Source organism: Devosia rhizoryzae, from assembly GCF_016698665.1.
Classification (GTDB): domain Bacteria; phylum Pseudomonadota; class Alphaproteobacteria; order Rhizobiales; family Devosiaceae; genus Devosia; species Devosia rhizoryzae.
Genome location: NZ_CP068046.1, coordinates 2,538,371 through 2,556,235, shown reverse-complemented (window position 1 = coordinate 2,556,235; position 17,865 = coordinate 2,538,371). Strand labels below are relative to the sequence as shown.

16 protein-coding genes and 1 pseudogene are annotated in these 17,865 nt (G+C 63.2%); 13 read left to right on the top strand and 4 right to left on the bottom strand.

Features of this window, described 5'->3' with window-relative positions; translation table 11 throughout:
- Window positions 1-66: 66 nt before the first annotated feature.
- The 3 genes from JI748_RS12540 to JI748_RS12530 are packed head-to-tail and all read right to left on the bottom strand — an operon-like array spanning window position 67 to window position 3,800.
- The gene (locus JI748_RS12540) at window positions 67-1,608 is read right to left on the bottom strand and encodes a coiled-coil domain-containing protein (protein WP_201631158.1); all 1,542 of its coding nucleotides are present in this window, start codon (window positions 1,606-1,608) and stop codon (window positions 67-69) included.
- Window positions 1,605-2,552 (bottom strand): DUF6384 family protein, encoded by a 948-nt coding sequence (locus JI748_RS12535; RefSeq protein WP_201631156.1) that lies wholly within the window; start codon window positions 2,550-2,552, stop codon window positions 1,605-1,607. The genes JI748_RS12540 and JI748_RS12535 overlap by 4 nt, the downstream gene beginning before the upstream one ends.
- A 21-nt stretch (window positions 2,553-2,573) precedes the next feature.
- Window positions 2,574-3,800 carry a cell surface protein gene (locus JI748_RS12530; protein ID WP_201631154.1) on the bottom strand — a complete coding sequence of 409 codons (1,227 nt, stop codon included), beginning with the start codon at window positions 3,798-3,800 and terminating at the stop codon, window positions 2,574-2,576.
- A 179-nt stretch (window positions 3,801-3,979) separates the two neighbouring features.
- On the opposite strand from JI748_RS12530, the gene JI748_RS12525 reads away from it, so the two are divergent.
- The 13 genes and pseudogenes from JI748_RS12525 (at window position 3,980) to JI748_RS12470 (ending at window position 17,168) form a co-directional block, all read left to right on the top strand.
- Window positions 3,980-4,444 (top strand): CoxG family protein, encoded by a 465-nt coding sequence (locus JI748_RS12525; RefSeq protein WP_201631152.1) that lies wholly within the window; start codon window positions 3,980-3,982, stop codon window positions 4,442-4,444.
- A gap of 105 nt (window positions 4,445-4,549) precedes the next feature.
- Window positions 4,550-4,672, top strand: a complete 123-nt coding sequence (locus JI748_RS17505) for a hypothetical protein (RefSeq protein WP_267911592.1) — start codon at window positions 4,550-4,552, stop codon at window positions 4,670-4,672.
- 190 nt (window positions 4,673-4,862) lie between these two features.
- Window positions 4,863-5,864: a BMP family lipoprotein gene (locus tag JI748_RS12520; protein WP_201631150.1), complete on the top strand. Its 1,002-nt coding sequence runs from the start codon at window positions 4,863-4,865 to the stop codon at window positions 5,862-5,864.
- Window positions 5,865-5,888: 24 nt separating this feature from the next.
- Window positions 5,889-7,436 (top strand): annotated as a pseudogene (locus tag JI748_RS12515) (ABC transporter ATP-binding protein); the annotation flags it as partial.
- A 113-nt stretch (window positions 7,437-7,549) separates the two neighbouring features.
- Complete coding sequence (locus JI748_RS12510) at window positions 7,550-8,647, top strand: ABC transporter permease (protein WP_201631146.1); 1,098 nt, start codon at window positions 7,550-7,552, stop codon at window positions 8,645-8,647.
- Window positions 8,647-9,648: an ABC transporter permease gene (locus tag JI748_RS12505; protein ID WP_201637293.1), complete on the top strand. Its 1,002-nt coding sequence runs from the start codon at window positions 8,647-8,649 to the stop codon at window positions 9,646-9,648. The genes JI748_RS12510 and JI748_RS12505 overlap by 1 nt, the downstream gene beginning before the upstream one ends.
- Before the next feature lie 106 nt (window positions 9,649-9,754).
- A complete protein-coding gene (locus JI748_RS12500) occupies window positions 9,755-10,165 on the top strand; it encodes a cytidine deaminase (RefSeq protein ID WP_201631144.1) in 411 nt (136 codons plus the stop codon).
- 41 nt (window positions 10,166-10,206) lie between these two features.
- A complete protein-coding gene (gene deoC, locus JI748_RS12495; RefSeq protein WP_164533448.1) occupies window positions 10,207-11,196 on the top strand; it encodes a deoxyribose-phosphate aldolase in 990 nt (329 codons plus the stop codon).
- Window positions 11,197-11,205: 9 nt separating this feature from the next.
- A complete protein-coding gene (locus JI748_RS12490) occupies window positions 11,206-13,584 on the top strand; it encodes an aldehyde dehydrogenase family protein (RefSeq protein WP_201631142.1) in 2,379 nt (792 codons plus the stop codon).
- A complete protein-coding gene (deoA, locus tag JI748_RS12485) occupies window positions 13,584-14,906 on the top strand; it encodes a thymidine phosphorylase (RefSeq protein ID WP_201631140.1) in 1,323 nt (440 codons plus the stop codon). The genes JI748_RS12490 and deoA overlap by 1 nt, the downstream gene beginning before the upstream one ends.
- Before the next feature lie 4 nt (window positions 14,907-14,910).
- Window positions 14,911-16,128, top strand: a complete 1,218-nt coding sequence (locus JI748_RS12480) for a phosphopentomutase (RefSeq protein ID WP_201631138.1) — start codon at window positions 14,911-14,913, stop codon at window positions 16,126-16,128.
- 11 nt (window positions 16,129-16,139) lie between these two features.
- Window positions 16,140-16,769, top strand: coding sequence for a uracil phosphoribosyltransferase (gene upp, locus JI748_RS12475; RefSeq protein ID WP_201631136.1), 630 nt, complete (start codon window positions 16,140-16,142; stop codon window positions 16,767-16,769).
- A 3-nt stretch (window positions 16,770-16,772) separates the two neighbouring features.
- Window positions 16,773-17,168 (top strand): VOC family protein, encoded by a 396-nt coding sequence (locus tag JI748_RS12470; RefSeq protein WP_201631134.1) that lies wholly within the window; start codon window positions 16,773-16,775, stop codon window positions 17,166-17,168.
- A gap of 40 nt (window positions 17,169-17,208) precedes the next feature.
- Here JI748_RS12470 and JI748_RS12465 read toward each other — a convergent pair whose 3' ends face one another.
- The gene (locus tag JI748_RS12465; RefSeq protein ID WP_201631132.1) at window positions 17,209-17,826 is read right to left on the bottom strand and encodes an HAD family hydrolase; all 618 of its coding nucleotides are present in this window, start codon (window positions 17,824-17,826) and stop codon (window positions 17,209-17,211) included.
- Between the last annotated feature and the right edge of the window lie 39 nt (window positions 17,827-17,865).

Here is a 17,865-nt window from a genome sequence, read left to right as displayed (position 1 = left end):
CCTGAGATTTCAAGCTGGGCCCCGGCCTTCGCCGGGGTGACATCCGGTGCGTGGTGATTGATCGCTCTAGAACCCGCCGCCGGTCTTGAACCCGCCGCCGCCCTTCTTGCCGCCACCGCCCATCGACCCGGTACGCGGACGGGAAAAGCCACCACCGGCACCGCCGCCCCAGCCGCCACCGAATCCACCGCCGCGGGGCTTGCTGTTGCCGCCGCCGCCAAAGCTGCTGTCGGGCCAGCTCATGCCGCCACCGTTGGATGGGCCCCACGGGCTGTTGCTGCGCGGCTGCCGCGTCCGCTGATACCCGGCGCCCCATTCATTGCCCGGCGCCCAGTTCTGGCTCTTGCGCCACTGATCCCAGTAGCTGGCCGCCGAAATGCCGCCACGCAGGAAATCGTTGAGCAGGTCGCCCACCAGCCGGTCTTCCCCAAAGCTTGATTGCGGATCGTCGAAGCGCTGCTTCTTGAATTCCCACTGGATGTCTTCGAGCTCGCGCCGCCGCGCCGCGAGCACCTTGAGACGCTCGCGTTGATCGCGGCTTTCCGCTTCTTCCTCGCGCAGCCGCGTGCGGGCATCGTCGATCTGGGCGACAATCGTGTCATCCTGCCCAGTCCGCGTCCGCCGCGCTTCGGCAAGAAGCGTCTTGATGTCCTCGCGCCCAAGCGCCGCCGCAAGTTCCGCCGCGGCGCTTTCGAAGGCAGGGTCGCGCCCCTCGGCCAAGGCGCGCAAAGCGGCCGCTGCCTGATCACGCTGGTCTTCGCAAGCGACGATCTCGGCATCGAGCTTGGCGATTTCGCCTTCGGTCACCGCAATGGCCTCGCGCAGCGGCTTGCCGCCGGCACGATCCACCGCCCCCACTTCTAGGGCCGCCAATTCGGCCTCGGCGGCCTGCACATTGGCTTCCTGCTGCTCGGCATGCTCGCGCAGGCGCAGCGGGATTTCGTTGAGCATGGCATAGTTCGGACGGGCCCTGTGATAGCCGACAAGGCTGGCCACGAGCCCGTCGAAATAGCGCGTGAGATTGCTCGCCTTGTAGGCCGACGTGCCATAGCCGGCGTCCCAAAGATACATGAACAGCGGGTCGTCGCGATAAGGCTTGCCCTTGGCTTCGCGGTCGGCCTCCACCTGCTCGGTCTTGCGCATCGATTGTTCGGCGATGCGATCGAGCTCTTCGGCCTCCGCCCGCTTGGCCTGGAACTGGGGGTCGACCTGCAACTGCGCCGTTAGCGACGCCGTCAGTGCCTGGAGCGAGGCGCGCCGGTCTTCCAGCAGCGCCAGCGCCGCGCTCCGGCGTTCAACCAGCGCCGCGCGCTTGCGATCGAGATCGCTGATCGCTTCTTCGGCCTTGCTGACATCGCGCCCGTGGGTCTTGAGCATTTCCCGCGCGCGCATCTCGGCGCTTGAGATTTGCCCGTCCAGTTGCGACTGCACCGCAGGATCGAGCCGCAGCTGCGCCAATTGGCGAAACAGCTCGGCTTCGCTTTCCTTGATCTTGGTGACGCGCTCGGCCGAACGGGACACACGGCGCGAGATCTCGTCCTCCTCGCGACGGATATCGCGCATCGCCTCTTCAAGGCTTGCCAGCGCCTGCGGTCCGCGAATGCTCATGGGTTTTCCCATTCCGTCACGGCGCCGCCGGATACTGGCATCAGATATTCCGGCTCCAGGAACCCGTCGGACTTCCGGGCAACGACATTGGCCTGAATGATCCCGTCGTCGCGCTTGTCGGCCGCCACGCTGTCATAAACCTCGGGCGGCACGCGCACGCCCCAGGTCGACACCGTGTCGGTCCGGTTGGTTTCCTCGTTGAGCACCGGAAGCTTCACCGGGTTGCCATTGGAATCCAGCGCTTCCACCACAAGGTAGAAATTCGTTGCATCGGTATTGTTGGCGGGCGTGCGCCAGAAACCGGAAAGTCCGTTGAGGTCGCCTACCACTCGAAGCGTATATTGTTGCCGCAAAAGGTCGCGCAGTTCAGTCAGCTGCGCCACGATCCCCTCCGCGCCGCTGCGATTGCCCTCGGCGGCGAAAGCCTTGCCGCGCTCCACCAAAGCGTCCGCTTGCGCCACCGCCTGCTGTACCTTGGTTTCCTCGAAAATGGTCTGGTAGAGCGCATCGATCTGCGCTGGCAGGCCTTCGCTGAGCTCGATGCGCGCCTGCTCCGCCTGTCCCCGCGCCAGGGGCTGCCAGACGCCGAAGAATCCAAAGCCGATGACCAGAAGCATGCCGGCAATGGCGAGAAACGGCACGCCCCATTGCTTGCGGCTCACATAAAGCCGCGCCAGCGTCTTCCCGAAGCCCGGGGCGGGGGGATCGTAGCTGAACCGCGCCTCGGCAAGCGCCGCCACACCCTCCTTGAGGATGTGGTCCGGCACTTCGATGCCTTGCTGGTGATAGACCGAACGCAACCGTTCGATCAGCTGCTTTTCGCGCGCCGCGCCGTCGAGTTCGCGCGTCACCAGGTCCTGCCGGTGACGGAGCGTATCGACCACGTCCATCGCCAGCATGACTTCATCGAGGGGTGCTGCGGATTTCGCCGTCACGGTGCTCATGGGGGTGAGGTGGTCCAGCCCTTAGCTGCGGGTTTCAAGCAGAAGGGCATTGCCCTCCGCCGCAAGCGTTGCGAGGCGCCGCTTGCCGTCTTCCACGGCATCGCGGATTTCGGCCGAGTTCTTGGTCGAGGCGACACGCATCTCGTTGATGATGGTGCGGCTTTTTTCCTGGAAGTTGACGACGCTATCGACCAGCTTCTTGACCGCATCGGCGCGCACCGTTGGGCCATAGCCAGCCCGCACCGCTTCTTCCTGAACCCGGTCGCCGATCTCGGAAAGCGTTTCGAGCGACTTGCTCATGCCCTCCTTCATGGCATTGAGTGTAGCGGTGGATTCATGCAGGCCGAACATGCCGGTAAACGATGCGGAAAGCGCCGTCAGCACGGTTTCATTTGTCGAGAAGAACGAGATCGACTGCTGGTAGACGCGCTCCTTGGCATTGGTGGTCTGCATCAGACGCGCCATCACCACTTCCGACGTATTGTAGGAAATAGTGAGGTTGTCGGCGAGATCCTTGGCGATCTGGTAGCGCTTTTCCTCGTTCTGCATCTCGCGCAACCGCTCGTCGCGCGCCATTTCGAGACGCGCCCGATCCGCTGGAACGGTGCCCGTATAGGCTGCGAGTTCGTTCGCTGATCCCTGAAGGACGTTCTTCTTGTCTTCGAGATGCTTTTCAGCCGTCGCCAGCACTTCGAGCGCCATCACTTCGGCCTGCTTCAGTGCGCCGCGGAAATCGCGATAGGCCTCGAGGATCGTGTGTTCGCGCTCGATTTGGTCCTTGGTGTCCCGGTTGACCGCGAGATAAGTGTCGCGGATCGAGTTGAAGCGTGTCGCGATATCGCCACGGCTGACCTTCATCCAGACATTCTGCACCCGCTCGCCGAAGTCGAGCTTGTTGTCCTGCAACTGGTCCACCAGCATCTTGGCGTCGTCGCGGATCGAATCGAAACCCTTGGTAATGTCCTCGTAGCGCTCACCGATCTTCATCGCCGCGACCTGCTCGCGCACCACTTCGTTGAAAGCCGAAGCCTGGCTCAGCGTGCGGCCGATCAGGATGACGCGCGTTTCATCGAGCTCGGTAATCTGCTCCAGAAGCCCGATAATCGGCTGCTCGCCCTGCGTTTCCGGCCAGATGCCAAGCTCGCGGATCGCCCCCACCGCCTTGTCCAGATACTGCAATGGCCGCTCGCTCAGCGCCGTTGTGGTCTGGGTGGCGGTGTTTGCGGTGGTGGTGGCTTGGTCGGTCATGCTCGGCTCCTCGCTGAACGGATTGCGGCCCGCTGGAAACTAGATTGCGTCTGGCGTCCCCCCTGACAATTGCAACTCGTGGGTCAGCCGACTATTTAGTCCATATTGGTGCGCAAAAGCCGCACGTAAAGATTGGGTTCGGCAATGTTTTCTGCCCTGCGCGCGGCCTGGGTTCACTGATGGATTTTGGTGGACGCTATCGCATCGCCGCCAGCCGCGAGGCCGTCTGGTCAGCCCTCAACAATCCCGAGGTCCTCAAAGCCGCCATTCCCGGCTGCAGCCACATCGCCTGGTCTGGTCCCGATACCCTCGACCTCGCGATCACCGTCAATCTGGGCATGGTCAAGCCGACCTTCAAAGGCGAGCTGGCCCTTGCCAATGTCGTCCCTGCGCAAAGCTATACGCTGTCCGGCCGCGGCAAGGGCGGGCTCATGGGCATGGCGGAAGGCGCCGCCAACATCACCCTCGCCGATGACGGTGAAGCGACGCTTCTGGCCTTCACCGCCGAAGGCGGCGCTTCCGGCCAGGTCATGAAGCTCGGCAAGGCCATCGTCGGCAATTCCGCCCAGCGCATCATCGATGGCTTCTTCGAGCGCTTTGCCACCGCCATGGGTGCCGAGATCGAACCGCTGGGCACGCCTTAACCGTCCGCTAACCATAGCAAAAATCGCCTTTGTGGCGCCACGATTTCGCCGCTGCCGCTGCGTTAGAGATAAACCCGACCTTTCCAATTTATCTCAAATTGCATCATGACCACTCAGTCCCGCGACAGCATCGCTCTTTACGTCATCGCCGCCTTGGCCGTGCTCGTCACCCTTTATGCCGACCTCGATTTCGGCCGCCTGTTCGAGGCGATGCTGGCGCGCTGGTAGCGGTCAGCTTGCTCCTATTGTGGGCGAAAGCTGCCTGCATCTGCGGCAGTGCACCTCAAATTTGACCAACCGGAAAAATATCGCGCCTCCCCTCTTGCGAAGGGCGTCATTGCACGATTTTATCGCCAGTTAGCGCAGGCGGCTTAGAGGGCTCTGGCCTTTGCGGCGTCGCGATACAGGGAGATAAACAATGACAATTTCCAAACTTACCAAGGCCATCGCTGGCGGCGTGGCGCTGAGCGCGGTTCTTGCCGGCGCTGCCTTCGCCGATCCGGCCGTGATCTATGATGGCGGCGGCAAGTTCGACGCGTCCTTCAACGAAGCTGCGTACAACGGCGCGACCCAGTGGAAGACCGAGACCGGCGGCAATTTCGGCGAACTCGAAATTTCGAGCGACGCCCAGCGCGAGCAGTTCCTGCGCCAGTTCGCCGAGCGCGGCTACTCCCCCATCGTCACCCCGGGCTTTAACTTCGTGACCGCGCTCCAAACCGTGGCCCCCGAATTCCCCGACACGCACTTCGTCATCCTCGACGCCGTCGTCGATCTGCCCAACGTGCGCTCGGTTCTGTTCAAGGAACAGGAAGGCTCCTACCTCGTCGGCATGCTTGCCGCCATGAAGTCCGAAAGCGGCACCATCGGCGTCGTCCCGGCCTTCAACCTCGATCTGCTCGAAGCCTTTGCCTGCGGCTACAAGCAGGGCGCCGTCGCGGTGAACCCCGACATCAACGTCCTCGAAACCTATATCGGCACCGGTTTTGACGCCTTCAACGATCGTCCGCGCGCCGTTGAAGTTGCCCAGTCTCAGCTCGATCAGGGCGCCGACGTTGTTTACCAGGTTGCCGGCGGTGCCGGTGCAGGCGTGCTGCAGGCCGCAGCCGACGCCGGCAAGTTCTCGATCGGCGTCGACAGCAACCAGAACCACCTCTATCCCGGCTCGGTCCTGACCTCGATGGTCAAGCGCGTCGACGTCGCCACCTACAACGCCTTCATGGACGAGCAGAACGGTTCCTGGTCTGCCGGCACCATCGTTCTCGGCCTCGCCGAAGATGGCGTCGATGCCGCTTTCGACGACAACAACGCCTCGCTCATCACCGACGAGATGAAGACCGCCGTTGAAGCTGCCAAGGCACAGATCATTGCCGGCGAGCTCGAAGTTCACGACTACCGCACCGATCAGGCCTGCCCGGTCTGATGCAGGGTCGGAACTGATCCCCTGATGGTCACCAAGCAATCATCGCAGCGACTGGAAACAGTCGCTGCAGCGTCTCCGGCCATCGAGCTGCGGCGCATCAACAAGCATTTTGGTCCGGTCCACGCCAACAAGGACATCGACCTCCTTGTCCGCCGCGGCACGGTGCATGGCATCGTCGGCGAAAACGGCGCCGGCAAATCGACGCTGATGTCGATCCTTTATGGCTTCTACACCGCCGATAGCGGCGAGATCCTCGTCAACGGCACGCCCCACGCCATTACCGACAGCCGCCACGCCTTGGCGCTCGGCATCGGCATGGTGCACCAGCATTTCATGCTGGTCGAAAATTTCACCGTCCTCGAAAACATCGTTCTGGGCGCCGAGGACTCGCGCCTGCTCGACACTTCGCTGCGCCGCGCGCGCGAACAGCTGCGCGCCCTCGCCAAGGATTACGGCCTCGAAGTTGATCCCGATGCCATCATCGAGGATCTCTCGGTCGGCCAGCAACAGCGCGTCGAAATCCTCAAGGCGCTTTATCGCGGCGCCGAAATCCTCATCCTCGACGAGCCCACCGGTGTTCTCACCCCTGCCGAGGCCGATCACCTGTTCCGCATCCTTCGCACCCTGCGCGACGAGGGCAAGACCATCATCCTGATCACGCACAAGCTGCGCGAGATCATGGCCATCACCGACGAAGTGTCGGTCATGCGCCAGGGTGCCATGGTCAAGACCCTCGAAACTGCACAGACCTCGCCGGCGGAAATCGCCGAAGCCATGGTCGGCCGCCGTGTGCTGTTGCGCGTCGAAAAGGACCAAGCCGCACCGGGCAAGGTCATGCTTGAGGTCAAAAATCTCGTCGTCGCCGACGATTTCAAGATCCCGCGCGTCAAGGATGTGAGCTTTTCCGTGCGTGCCGGCGAAATTGTCGGCCTTGCCGGCGTTTCCGGCAATGGCCAGAGCGAGCTTCTCGAAGCCATCACCGGCATGCGCGACCAGACCTCCGGCACCGTCTACCTCAACGGCCAGCCGCTTTCGCTCGAAGGCGATGACGGCGCTGCCCGCGCCCGTGCTGCCGGCCTCGCCCACGTGCCCGAAGATCGGTTGCGCATGGGTCTCGTCACCAATTTCCAGGCCTGGGAAAATACCGTCCTCGGCTATCAGGACAAGTATGGCGGCGGCCCCGGCCTCTCCATTGCCGATGCCAAGGCGGCGGCGCGCGAGCACATCGCCAAGTTCGACATCCGCCCCACCAATGCCGAGCTCAAGACCGCCAACTTCTCGGGCGGCAATCAGCAAAAGATCGTGCTGGCGCGCGAAATGGAGCGCGATCCCGACGTTCTGGTGATCGGCCAGCCGACCCGCGGCGTCGATATCGGCGCTATCGAATTCATCCACAACGAAATCATCAAGATGCGCGACGAGGGCAAGGCCATCCTCCTCGTCTCAGTCGAACTCGATGAAATCCGCTCGCTCTCGGACCGCATCCTCGTTATGTTTGATGGGCACATCGTCGGCGAAGCCGATCCGGCCACCGCCGATGAAGGCGCGCTCGGCCTCCTCATGGCTGGCGTTACTCGCGAAGGCGGCACGCCTGGCCCCGGCACCATGCCCGAGCACGTGACCCCGGTCGAGCGCACGCTCACCGAGTTCAGCCCCAAAGACAATTCCAGCAAGGACGTCTCGCCATGAGCACGCGCGTACCGCTGCCGCTCTGGGTCGATGTCGCCCTGCTGCCGCTTCTCAACGTCCTTCTGGCCTTCATCATCGGCGGCCTCATTGTTCTCGCCGTCGGCCAGAATCCGCTCGAAGCGCTCAACATCATGCTGACCGGCGCTTTCGGCAGCGGTCGCGGTTTTGGCTATACGCTCTACTACACCACCGATTTCATCTTCGCCGGCCTCGCCGTCTCGCTTGCCTACCACGCCGGCATGTTCAATATCGGCCCTGAAGGCCAGGCCTATCTCGGCGGCCTGGGCGTCATCCTCATCGCCCTGCCGCTCAATGGCATGCATTGGGCGCTGATGTTTCCGCTCTTCATCATCGGCGGCGCAGCCTTCGGTGCCCTCTGGGCGCTGATCCCCGGCGTGCTGCAGGCCAAGCGCGGCAGCCACATCGTCATCACCACCATCCTCTTCAATCTTATCGCCACGCCGCTGATGAACTTCATCATCTCGCGCATCCTGCGTCCCGCCGGCGTGCAGTCCGACGAAAGCGCGCCGATCGAGATGATCTCTCGCATCCCGCGCCTCCGCGATTTCATTCCCTTCTTCGGCAGCGCCCCGGCCAACCTCACCATCTTCGTCGCCATCGGCACGCTGGTGGGTTTTTACTGGCTCGTCTGGCGCTCCAAGTTCGGCTACGCCATGCGCGCCCTGGGCCATAACCCCACCGCCACCCGCTATGCCGGCATTTCCATCTCCAAGATGATCATCATCACCATGGTGATCTCCGGCGCCCTGGCCGGCCTCGTTGCCGTCAATCACACGGGCGGGGCCGCCGAAGGCCGCCTCATCCTCAACTTCGTCGGTGGCGCCGGCTTCGTCGGCATCGCCGTGGCCTTCATGGGCCGCGCCCATCCCGTCGGCGTCGGCCTTGCGGCAATTCTTTTCGGTGCGCTGACCCAGGGCGGGCTCGAACTGGCATTCTCCATGCCCTCGGTCACCCGCGATATGATCGTCACCATCCAGGCCATGGTCATCCTCTTTACCGGCGCCATGGGCGACATGCTGCGCATTCCGCTGGAGCGCCTCTTCGGGCGCTTCTCGTCGGCGGAGGCCAAGTGATGCAGTTCTTCTTCGACATGGTGCTGATCCTCGATTCCACCATCCGTCTTTCGATCCCGCTGCTGCTCGCCTGCCTTGCCGGCCTTTATTCCGAGCGTGCTGGCATCGTCGACATCGGCCTTGAGGGTAAGCTTTTGGGCTCGGCCTTCGGCGCCGCCGCTGCGACCGCCGTTACCGGCAATCCCTGGATCGGTCTTCTCGCCGGTGTGGGCGTCGCCATGGCCTTTTCCGGCATTCATGGCCTTGCCTCGATCAACCTTCGCGGCAACCAGACGATTTCCGGCGTTGCTCTTAACTTCCTTGCTGCCGGTCTCACCGCTTTTCTAGGCCAGTCGTGGTTCGGCCGCGGCGGCGAAACCCCGCCACTCACCGGGCCGCAGCGCCTCAGCCCCATTCAATGGCCCTACGCCGCCGAGCTCGGCGCCTTCGCCGATAACGCAGACAACAACCCGCTGCTGCGCATCCCGGCCGAGATCTATTCCGAGCTGATCTCGGGCCAGAATATCCTGACCTATTTCGCCTTCCTCGCCGTGCCGCTCACCGCCTTCGTGCTGTTCCGCACCCGTTTCGGCCTGCGCCTGCGCGCCGTCGGCGAAAATCCCAAGGCGCTGGACACTGCCGGCATCTCGGTTACGCTGCTGCGCTACCAGGCCCTCGTCATCACCGCGGTTCTGGTCGGCATCGGCGGCACTTATCTCTCCATCGCCCAGTCAGCTGGCTTTACGCCCGACATGTCCAATGGCCGCGGCTATATCGCGCTCGCAGCGCTGATCTTTGCCAAGTGGCGTCCATGGCCGGCGCTCCTCGTCTGCCTGCTTTTCGGCTTCCTTGACGCACTTCAGTTCCGCCTCCAGGGCATCAACTTCGCCGTGGTCGGCCAGGTGCCGGTGCAGTTCATCCAGATGCTGCCCTATATTCTCACCATCATTCTCCTTGCCGGCTTCATCGGTCGCGCCATCGCGCCCAAGGCCTCGGGCATTCCCTACGTCAAGGAGCGGTGATCTTCATTGTTCCCTCCCCCTCGAGGGGGAGGGTATTGCAGCTAGGCCGCAGGCCGTAGCGGAGATAGGGTGGGGGCGGTGGATGGTGCCCCAATGCAGGATTAGTATGAGCCAAGCAGATACTGACCAAGCTCTCTTCGCCGCCGCCGAAGCCGTGCGCGCCCGCGCCTATGCGCCCTATTCCAACTTCCAGGTCGGCGCCGCCATCCTCGCCGATGACGGCAACATCTATGCTGGCTGCAATGTCGAAAACGCCGCCTATCCAGTCGGCAATTGCGCCGAGCCCAGCGCCATCGCCGCCATGCTGGCGGGCGGCGGCAAGCGCATCAAGCGCATCTATGTAACCGGTCCCGGCGCCATGCCGGTCACGCCCTGCGGCGGCTGCCGCCAACGCATCCGCGAATTCGCCGATCTAGACGTAGAAATCGTCTCGCACGGCGTCGATGGTCAACCTTTGGTCCAAACTCTGGGGCAACTTCTCCCCCACAGTTTCGGCCCCGAGTTCTTGAACAAGTAAGAGCCGGATCACCGGCCAATCCACCGCAGTGGAGGACAGATATGAGTTTGAAGGTCGTCGACAACAGCGTCGCCGCGCCCACGCATCGGCGTAATCCCGGCTTCCCGCTCGACCTTGATTGGGTCGGCCGCGTACGCATGAACCGTTCCGCCCTCGAGCGCCGTGCCGGGACAATCGGCGCTCGCCGTACCGTCAAGAAAGACCATCAGCTCGCCTGGCTGCTGAAAGCCATCACGCTGATCGATCTGACGACGCTCAACGCCGACGACACTGCCGGCCGTGTCCAGCGCCTCTGCGCCAAGGCACGCCACCCGGTGCGCCGCGAAATCCTCGCTGAGCTCGGCATGGCCGACCGCCGCATACTTCCGGGCGCCGTCTGCGTCTACCACTCTTTCGTCAAGACCGCCGTTGAAGCGCTGGACGGCACCGGCATTCCGGTCGCCGCCGTTTCCACCGCCTTCCCGCACGGACTGGCCCCGGTCGAAACCAAGCTGCGCGAAATTGAAATGTCGGTCGAAGACGGGGCCGAGGAAATCGACATCGTCATCGAACGCGGCATGGTGCTGCGCGGCGATTGGCAGGCGCTCTACGACCAGGTCCGCGCCTTCCGCAAGGCCTGCGGCGACGCCCATATCAAGACCATCCTCGGCACCGGCGAACTCGCCACGCAAACCAACATAGCCAAGGCTTCGCTCGTCTGCATGCTGGCCGGCGCCGACTTCATCAAGACCTCGACCGGCAAGGAAAAGGTCAACGCCAATCTCGTCACCTCGCTGACCATGATCCGCATGATCCGCTGGTTCGCCGAAGAGACCGGCATCGAGATCGGCTACAAGCCGGCCGGCGGCATCGCCACCGCGGGCGACGCGCTCAAATACATGGCGCTGATGAAGGAAGAGCTCGGCACCAAGTGGCTGCAGCCGCACCTCTTCCGCTTCGGCGCCTCGAGCCTTCTGACTGACATCGAGCGCCAGCTCGAACACGGCCTAACCGGCCATTACGCCGCCGACTATCGCCAGCCGCTGGTTTGAGGATTTGACATGAACAAGATCGCCCAAATCTTCGACACGCTCGACTACGGCCTGGCGCCGGAATCGGCCGAACAGGCCAATGCCTGGCTCGACAGTAAGAACCGCAAGTTCGGTCACTTCATCGATGGCGCATGGACCGCACCAGGCAAGACTTTTGCCAGCACGAATCCGGCAAACGGTTCTCACCTTTCAGACATTTCCGCCGGAAGTGCAGCAGATGTTGACGCCGCCGTTGCGGCCGCCCGCGCCGCCTTCCCGGGTTGGAGCGCACTCCCCGGCTACCAACGTGGCAAGTACCTCTACGCAATTGCCCGCATGATCCAAAAGCACGCGCGCCTCTTCGCCGTGCTCGAAACCATGGACAACGGCAAACCCATCCGCGAGTCGCGCGACGCCGATATCCCATTGGTGGCGCGGCATTTTTACCACCATGCCGGCTGGGCGACGCATCTGGCCAGCCAGTTTCCCGACCACGTTCCCTACGGCGTCTGCGGTCAGATCATCCCCTGGAACTTCCCGCTCTTGATGCTGGCCTGGAAGATCGCCCCGGCCCTTGCCGCCGGCAACACCGTGGTCCTCAAACCTGCCGAGTTCACCTCGCTCACCGCGCTGCTCTTCGCCGACATCTGCGACCGCGTCGGCCTGCCAAAGGGCGTCGTCAACATCGTCACCGGCGAGGGCGACACCGGTGCGGCGCTGGTAAACCATTCCGATGTTAACAAAATCGCCTTCACCGGCTCGACCGAAGTCGGCAAGATCATCCGCGCCGCCACCGCTGGTTCGGGCAAGGGCCTGTCGCTCGAGCTGGGCGGCAAGTCGCCCTATATCGTCTTCGAAGATGCCGACCTCGACAGCGCCGTCGAAGGCCTTGTCGAAGCCATCTGGTTCAACCAGGGCCAGGTCTGCTGCGCCGGCTCGCGGCTTCTCGTGCAGGAGAGCATTGAAGAGCGCTTCATCGCCAAGGTGAAGAGCCGCATGGCCAATCTTCGCGTCGGCGATCCGCTCGACAAGTCCGTCGATATCGGCGCGATGGTCGCCCCGGTACAGGTCGAGCGCATCCGCGACCTCATGAAGCGCGGCGTCGCCGAAGGCGCCCATGTCTACGAGCCCGACGGCGACGTGCCGGCACAGGGCTGTTTCCTCAAGCCCGCGCTGGTCACCAATGTTTCGCCCGCCAATTCCCTGGTGGCCGAAGAAATCTTTGGCCCTATTCTTGTTGCCATGAGCTTCCGCACGCCCGAAGAAGCGGTGCAACTGGCCAACAACACCCGCTACGGCCTTGCCGCCACGGTCTGGAGCGAGAACATCAACCTCGCCCTCGACATTGCACCCAAGCTCAAGGCCGGCGTGATCTGGATCAACGGCACCAACCAGTTCGACGCCGCCGTCGGCTTCGGCGGCTACAAGGAATCCGGCTTCGGTCGCGAAGGCGGCCGTGAAGGCATGAGCGCTTACCTCAAGCTGAAGTGGGAAAAGGACTTACAGCCGGGCATCGTGAGACCTCATGGTGAGCTTGTCGAACCACGAGGTCAGGTAAATCCCCTCGACGCCGCCCCCCTGGACCAGACCGCCAAAATGTATATCGGCGGCAAGCAAGCCCGTCCTGACAGCGGCTATAACCGCCCCGTGCTCGGACCCGATGGCTTCAGCATCGGTGAAGTCGGCGAAGGCAATCGCAAGGACATCCGCAACGCCGTCGAAGCCGCCCGCGCCGCCTCCGGCTGGGCCACCACCGCCGCGCATTCGCGCGCGCAGATCCTCTACTTCCTTGCCGAAAACCTCGACTATCGTCGCGCAGAATTCGCCGCCCGTCTCAAGGCGCAGACCGGCGAAGACGGCTCGGCCGAAGTCGAAGCGTCCATCGAGCGGCTCTTCGCCTTTGCCGGCTGGGCCGACAAGTATGATGGCGCCGTGCACAACCCGCCGATGCGGGCCATCGCCGCGGCGATGATCGAGCCCCTCGGCGTCCTCGGCATCGTTGCGCCGGACACCCAGCCGCTGCTCGGCTCCGTCGCGCTGCTCGCGCCGGCCATCGCCATGGGCAACACGGTTGTTCTGGTCCCCTCCGCCCGTGCGCCGCTCTCGATGACCGACTTTTACCAGGTGCTCGAAACCTCCGACATGCCCTCCGGCGTCGTCAACATCGTCACCGGCGACAGTGTCGCTTTGGCCAAGACCTTGGCCGAACATGACGGCGTTGACGGTCTTTGGTTCATGGGCTCGGCCGAAGGCTCCGCCATGATCGAGAAGGCGTCGATCGGCAACCTGAAGCAGACCTGGACCAGCCGCGGTCTCGACTACGACCTCGCCGACCCCCGCTTTGCCGGCGACTATTTCCTGGGCAAGGCGACACAGGTCAAGAACGTCTGGATTCCCTACGGGGCGTGATGGCTTTTCTTCCCCAAGAAGTCATCATCAGGAAGCGGAACGGCGAGGAACTGGCTGCGGACGAGATCGGCCAGTTCATCGCCGGCTTTGCTTCCGGCACAGTCTCTCATGCCCAGGCCGCGGCCTTCGCCATGGCGACCTATTTCCGTGACATGACCATGCCGGAGCGCGTCGCCTTGACCCTTGCCATGCGCGACAGTGGCACGGTGCTCGATTGGTCCGATCTCGATGGGCCGGTTGCCGATAAGCATTCGACCGGCGGCGTTGGCGACAACGTTTCGCTGATGCTGGCGCCCATCCTTGCCGCCATGGGCATCTACGTGCCCATGATTTCGGGCCGTGGCCTTGGCCACACCGGCGGAACGCTCGACAAGTTCGACGCCATTCCCGGCTACCAGACAAGCCCGGACAACGACCTCTTCCGCAAGGTCGTGCGCGAAGCCGGCTGCGCCATCATCGGCCAGACCACCGACCTGGCGCCGGCCGACAAGACCCTCTACGCCGTCCGCGACGTCACCGGCACAGTCGAGTCGATCCCGCTCATCACCGCTTCGATCCTGTCCAAGAAGCTCGCTGCCGGAATCGGCGCATTGATCCTCGACGTCAAGACCGGCACCGGCGCCTTCATGCCGACGCTGGAAAAATCTCGCGAGCTGGCGAAGAGCCTGGTGCAGGTTTCGAACGGCGCCGGGCTCAAGACCACCGCGCTGATTACCGACATGAACGAGCCGCTGGCCAGCGCCGCCGGCAACGGGCTCGAAGTCCGCAACGCCGTCGATTTCCTGACCGGCACGCATCAAGACGTCCGCCTGCGCGAGGTCACCCTGGGGCTGTGTGCCGAACTGGCGGTGATGACCGGCAAGGCTGCGACGCCCGAAGCCGGCCTCCTCCTTGCTACCTCGGCGCTCGACAGCGGTCGCGCCACGCAGCGCTTCTCCATCATGGTTCATGCCCTCGGTGGGCCAGCCGATTTCGTCGAGCGCATGGATGATTATCTCGCGCCCGCGCCCATCGTCCTCGACGTTTTTGCGCAAGGGCAGGGGACAATCAGCGCCATCGACACGCGCGGCGTCGGCATGGCCGTCGTAGCGCTGGGTGGCGGCCGCGCCACGCCTACCGACAGCATCGACCACCGCGTCGGCTTTGATCGCCTGCTCGGTCTTGGCGCCGTCGTCGACAGCCACACCCCCATCGCGCGCATTCACGCCGCTGACGAAGCCAGCGCAGCCGACGCCACGGCGCGTCTGCGGGCCGCATATACTTTGGGCGATGCGGCCTCCAGCAATCCGCTGATCGCCGATCGCGTCGGCCCCACGGAGTAGCGCCATGCCCCGCGCCATTGTCTGCCTCCTCGACAGCGTCGGCATCGGCGGTGCGCCCGATGCCCACCTCTACGGTGACCAGGGCGCGAACACCGCGGGCCACATTGCCGAATGGGCCGCCGATGGCCGCGCTGATCGCGACGGACTTCGTGCCGGCCCGCTACACGTCCCCAACATGGATGCCATGGGTTTTGGAGCCGCCTTAAAACTCTCCACCGGCATCCTTCCGCCCGGCCTGACCGAGACGCCGAAAGGCGGCCGTTTTGGCGTCGGCCGCGAAGTCTCGCGCGGCAAGGACACGCCGTCCGGTCACTGGGAAATCGTCGGCGTGCCGGTCCCCTTCGATTGGGGTTACTTCCCGCAAAGCGAACCGGCTTTCCCGCCCGAGCTTGTCGAAGAACTGATCCGCCGTGCCGATCTCCCCGGCATTCTGGGCAACAAGCATGCCTCGGGCACCGACATCATTGCGGCCATGGGTGAGGAGCATATCCGAACCGGCAAGCCAATCTGCTACACCTCGGTGGACTCGGTGTTCCAGATCGCCGCGCACGAAAGCCATTTCGGCCTCGACCGGCTCTACAAGCTCTGTGAGATCGCCTTCGAGTTGACCAAGCCGCTCAATATCGGCCGCGTCATCGCCCGCCCGTTCATCGGCGAGACCCAGGACACCTTCAAGCGCACCGGCAACCGCCGCGACTTTGCCATTTCGCCCCCTGAGCCAACGCTGCTCGATCGCAATCAGGCGGCTGGCAACCAGGTCTTTGCCGTGGGCAAGATCTCGGACATCTATGCCGGCTCCGGCGTTACCCACAAGCTCAAGGGTACCGGCATCCCGCAGCTCTTCGATCGCACGCTCGAAGCCATGGAAATGGCTGCCGACCGCGCCTTCATCATGACCAACTTCGTCGATTTCGATTCCGAATACGGCCACCGCCGCGACGTCCCCGGCTATGCCGCTGCACTGGAGCTGTTCGACCGACGCCTGCCGGAGCTGATCAGCAAGCTTCGGCACGATGACCTCCTGATCCTCACCGCGGACCATGGCAACGACCCGACCTGGCCGGGGACCGACCACACGCGCGAGCAGATCCCGATCCTGGTTTTTTCCCCAGCCCTGCCGCCCGGGGAGATTGGCATTCGCCCCACCTTCGCTGATATAGGTGAGAGCATAGCCCATTGGCTCGGCCTCCCCCCCGGCCGCCACGGCAAGATTTTCCTTTAAGAGGTGATCACATGAGCAACGCAACCGTCATCGATCACCCGCTGATCCAGCACAAGCTGACCATCATGCGCAACAAGGAGACCTCGATTGCCGGTTTCCGGCGCCTCCTGCGCGAGATCGCCCACCTCATGTGCTACGAAGTCACGCGCGATCTCGAACTGGAAATGATCCCCATCGAGACGCCCATGGCGCAGATGGACTCGCCCGCCATCAAGGGGAAGAAACTCGTCTTCGCCTCGATCCTGCGCGCCGGCAATGGCCTGCTCGATGGCATGCTCGACCTCGTTCCCGCCGCCCGCGTCGCCCATATCGGCATTTACCGCGATCATGAAACGCTGGAACCGGTCGAATACTATTTCAAGGCGCCGTCCAACCTCGAAGACCGCCTGATCATCGTTGTCGACCCCATGCTGGCCACCGCTAATTCGGCAACGGCCGCCATCGACAAGCTCAAGGAACGCGGCGCCAACAACATCCGCTTCCTCTGTCTTCTCGCCGCGCCCGAGGGCATCGAGCGCTTCAACAAGGCGCATCCTGACGTCCCGGTCTTCACCGCCTCGATCGACAGTCACCTCAACGAGAAGGGCTATATCATCCCCGGCCTCGGCGATGCGGGCGATCGGATGTACGGGACGAAGTAAGCCATGGCAAAACTAGCCCATACGATGATCCGGGTGATCGACGAAGCGCGCTCCGTCGATTTTTATCGCCGCGCCTTTGGCCTCGAAATCGTCAATCGCCTGGAATTTGCCGATTTCACGCTGGTCTATATGGCCCACGAACTCGACGGCTTCGAACTCGAACTCACCATCAATCATGGCCGCACCGAGCCTTATCAGCTTGGCGACGGCTATGGGCACCTCGCCGTCGTCATCGACAATCTCCAGGCCGAGCACGAGCGTTTCACGGCTGAGGGTTTCACCGTCGGCAAGGTGGTCGACTTCAAGAACGGCAACGTGCCCGTGGCCCGCTTCTTTTTTGCTACCGACCCGGATGGCTACAAGATCGAAGTCATCCAAAAAGGCGGGCGCTTCCAATAGCGCAAAGAGAAAACCCCGGATCGCTCCGGGGTTTTTGTATTTAGGCCTTGAGCGGCAGCCCCAGCGCGATCAGTTCCTTGCGCACCTCGGCGGGGTCGCGGAAATGGATGCCGTGCATCCCGAACTTGCGCGCCGCCACGATATTGGGCTCGCTGTCATCGATGAAAACGCAGGATTCCGGTGCAAAGCCATAGCGCTCGCAGAACACCCGATAGATGCGCGGGTCAGGCTTCACCAGGCCTTCGAGCCCCGAGACGATCACGCCATCGAACTTTTCCAGGAACGGCCATTCGCCCAGGCGCGTCATCCACTTCTCCCAGGAAAAGTTGGTGATCGCAAAGGTCGGGATTTCCAGCTCGATCAGCTCGTTATGGATGTCGATCGTGCCCTGGATGAACGGCCCGAAAGTTTCGGTCCATCGCTCGTCGAAAGCCTTGATTTCGCGCCAATATTTGGGAAATCGCGTCACCAGCTTGGCTACGCCTTCGGCATAGATTTCGCCCGCATCGAATTCGAGGTTCCAATCCGACGTGCAGATGGTCTGGTGAAACCAGATCGCCTCTTCCTCGGTCTCGAATAGCTTGCGGAAGAGGTAGACGGGATTCCAGTCGACGAAGACGCCGCCCAGGTCGAAAACGGGAATGATGGTATCGTTCATATGCGAAAAGCCGGTTCGGGGGGAGGTGCCTGGCTTGTT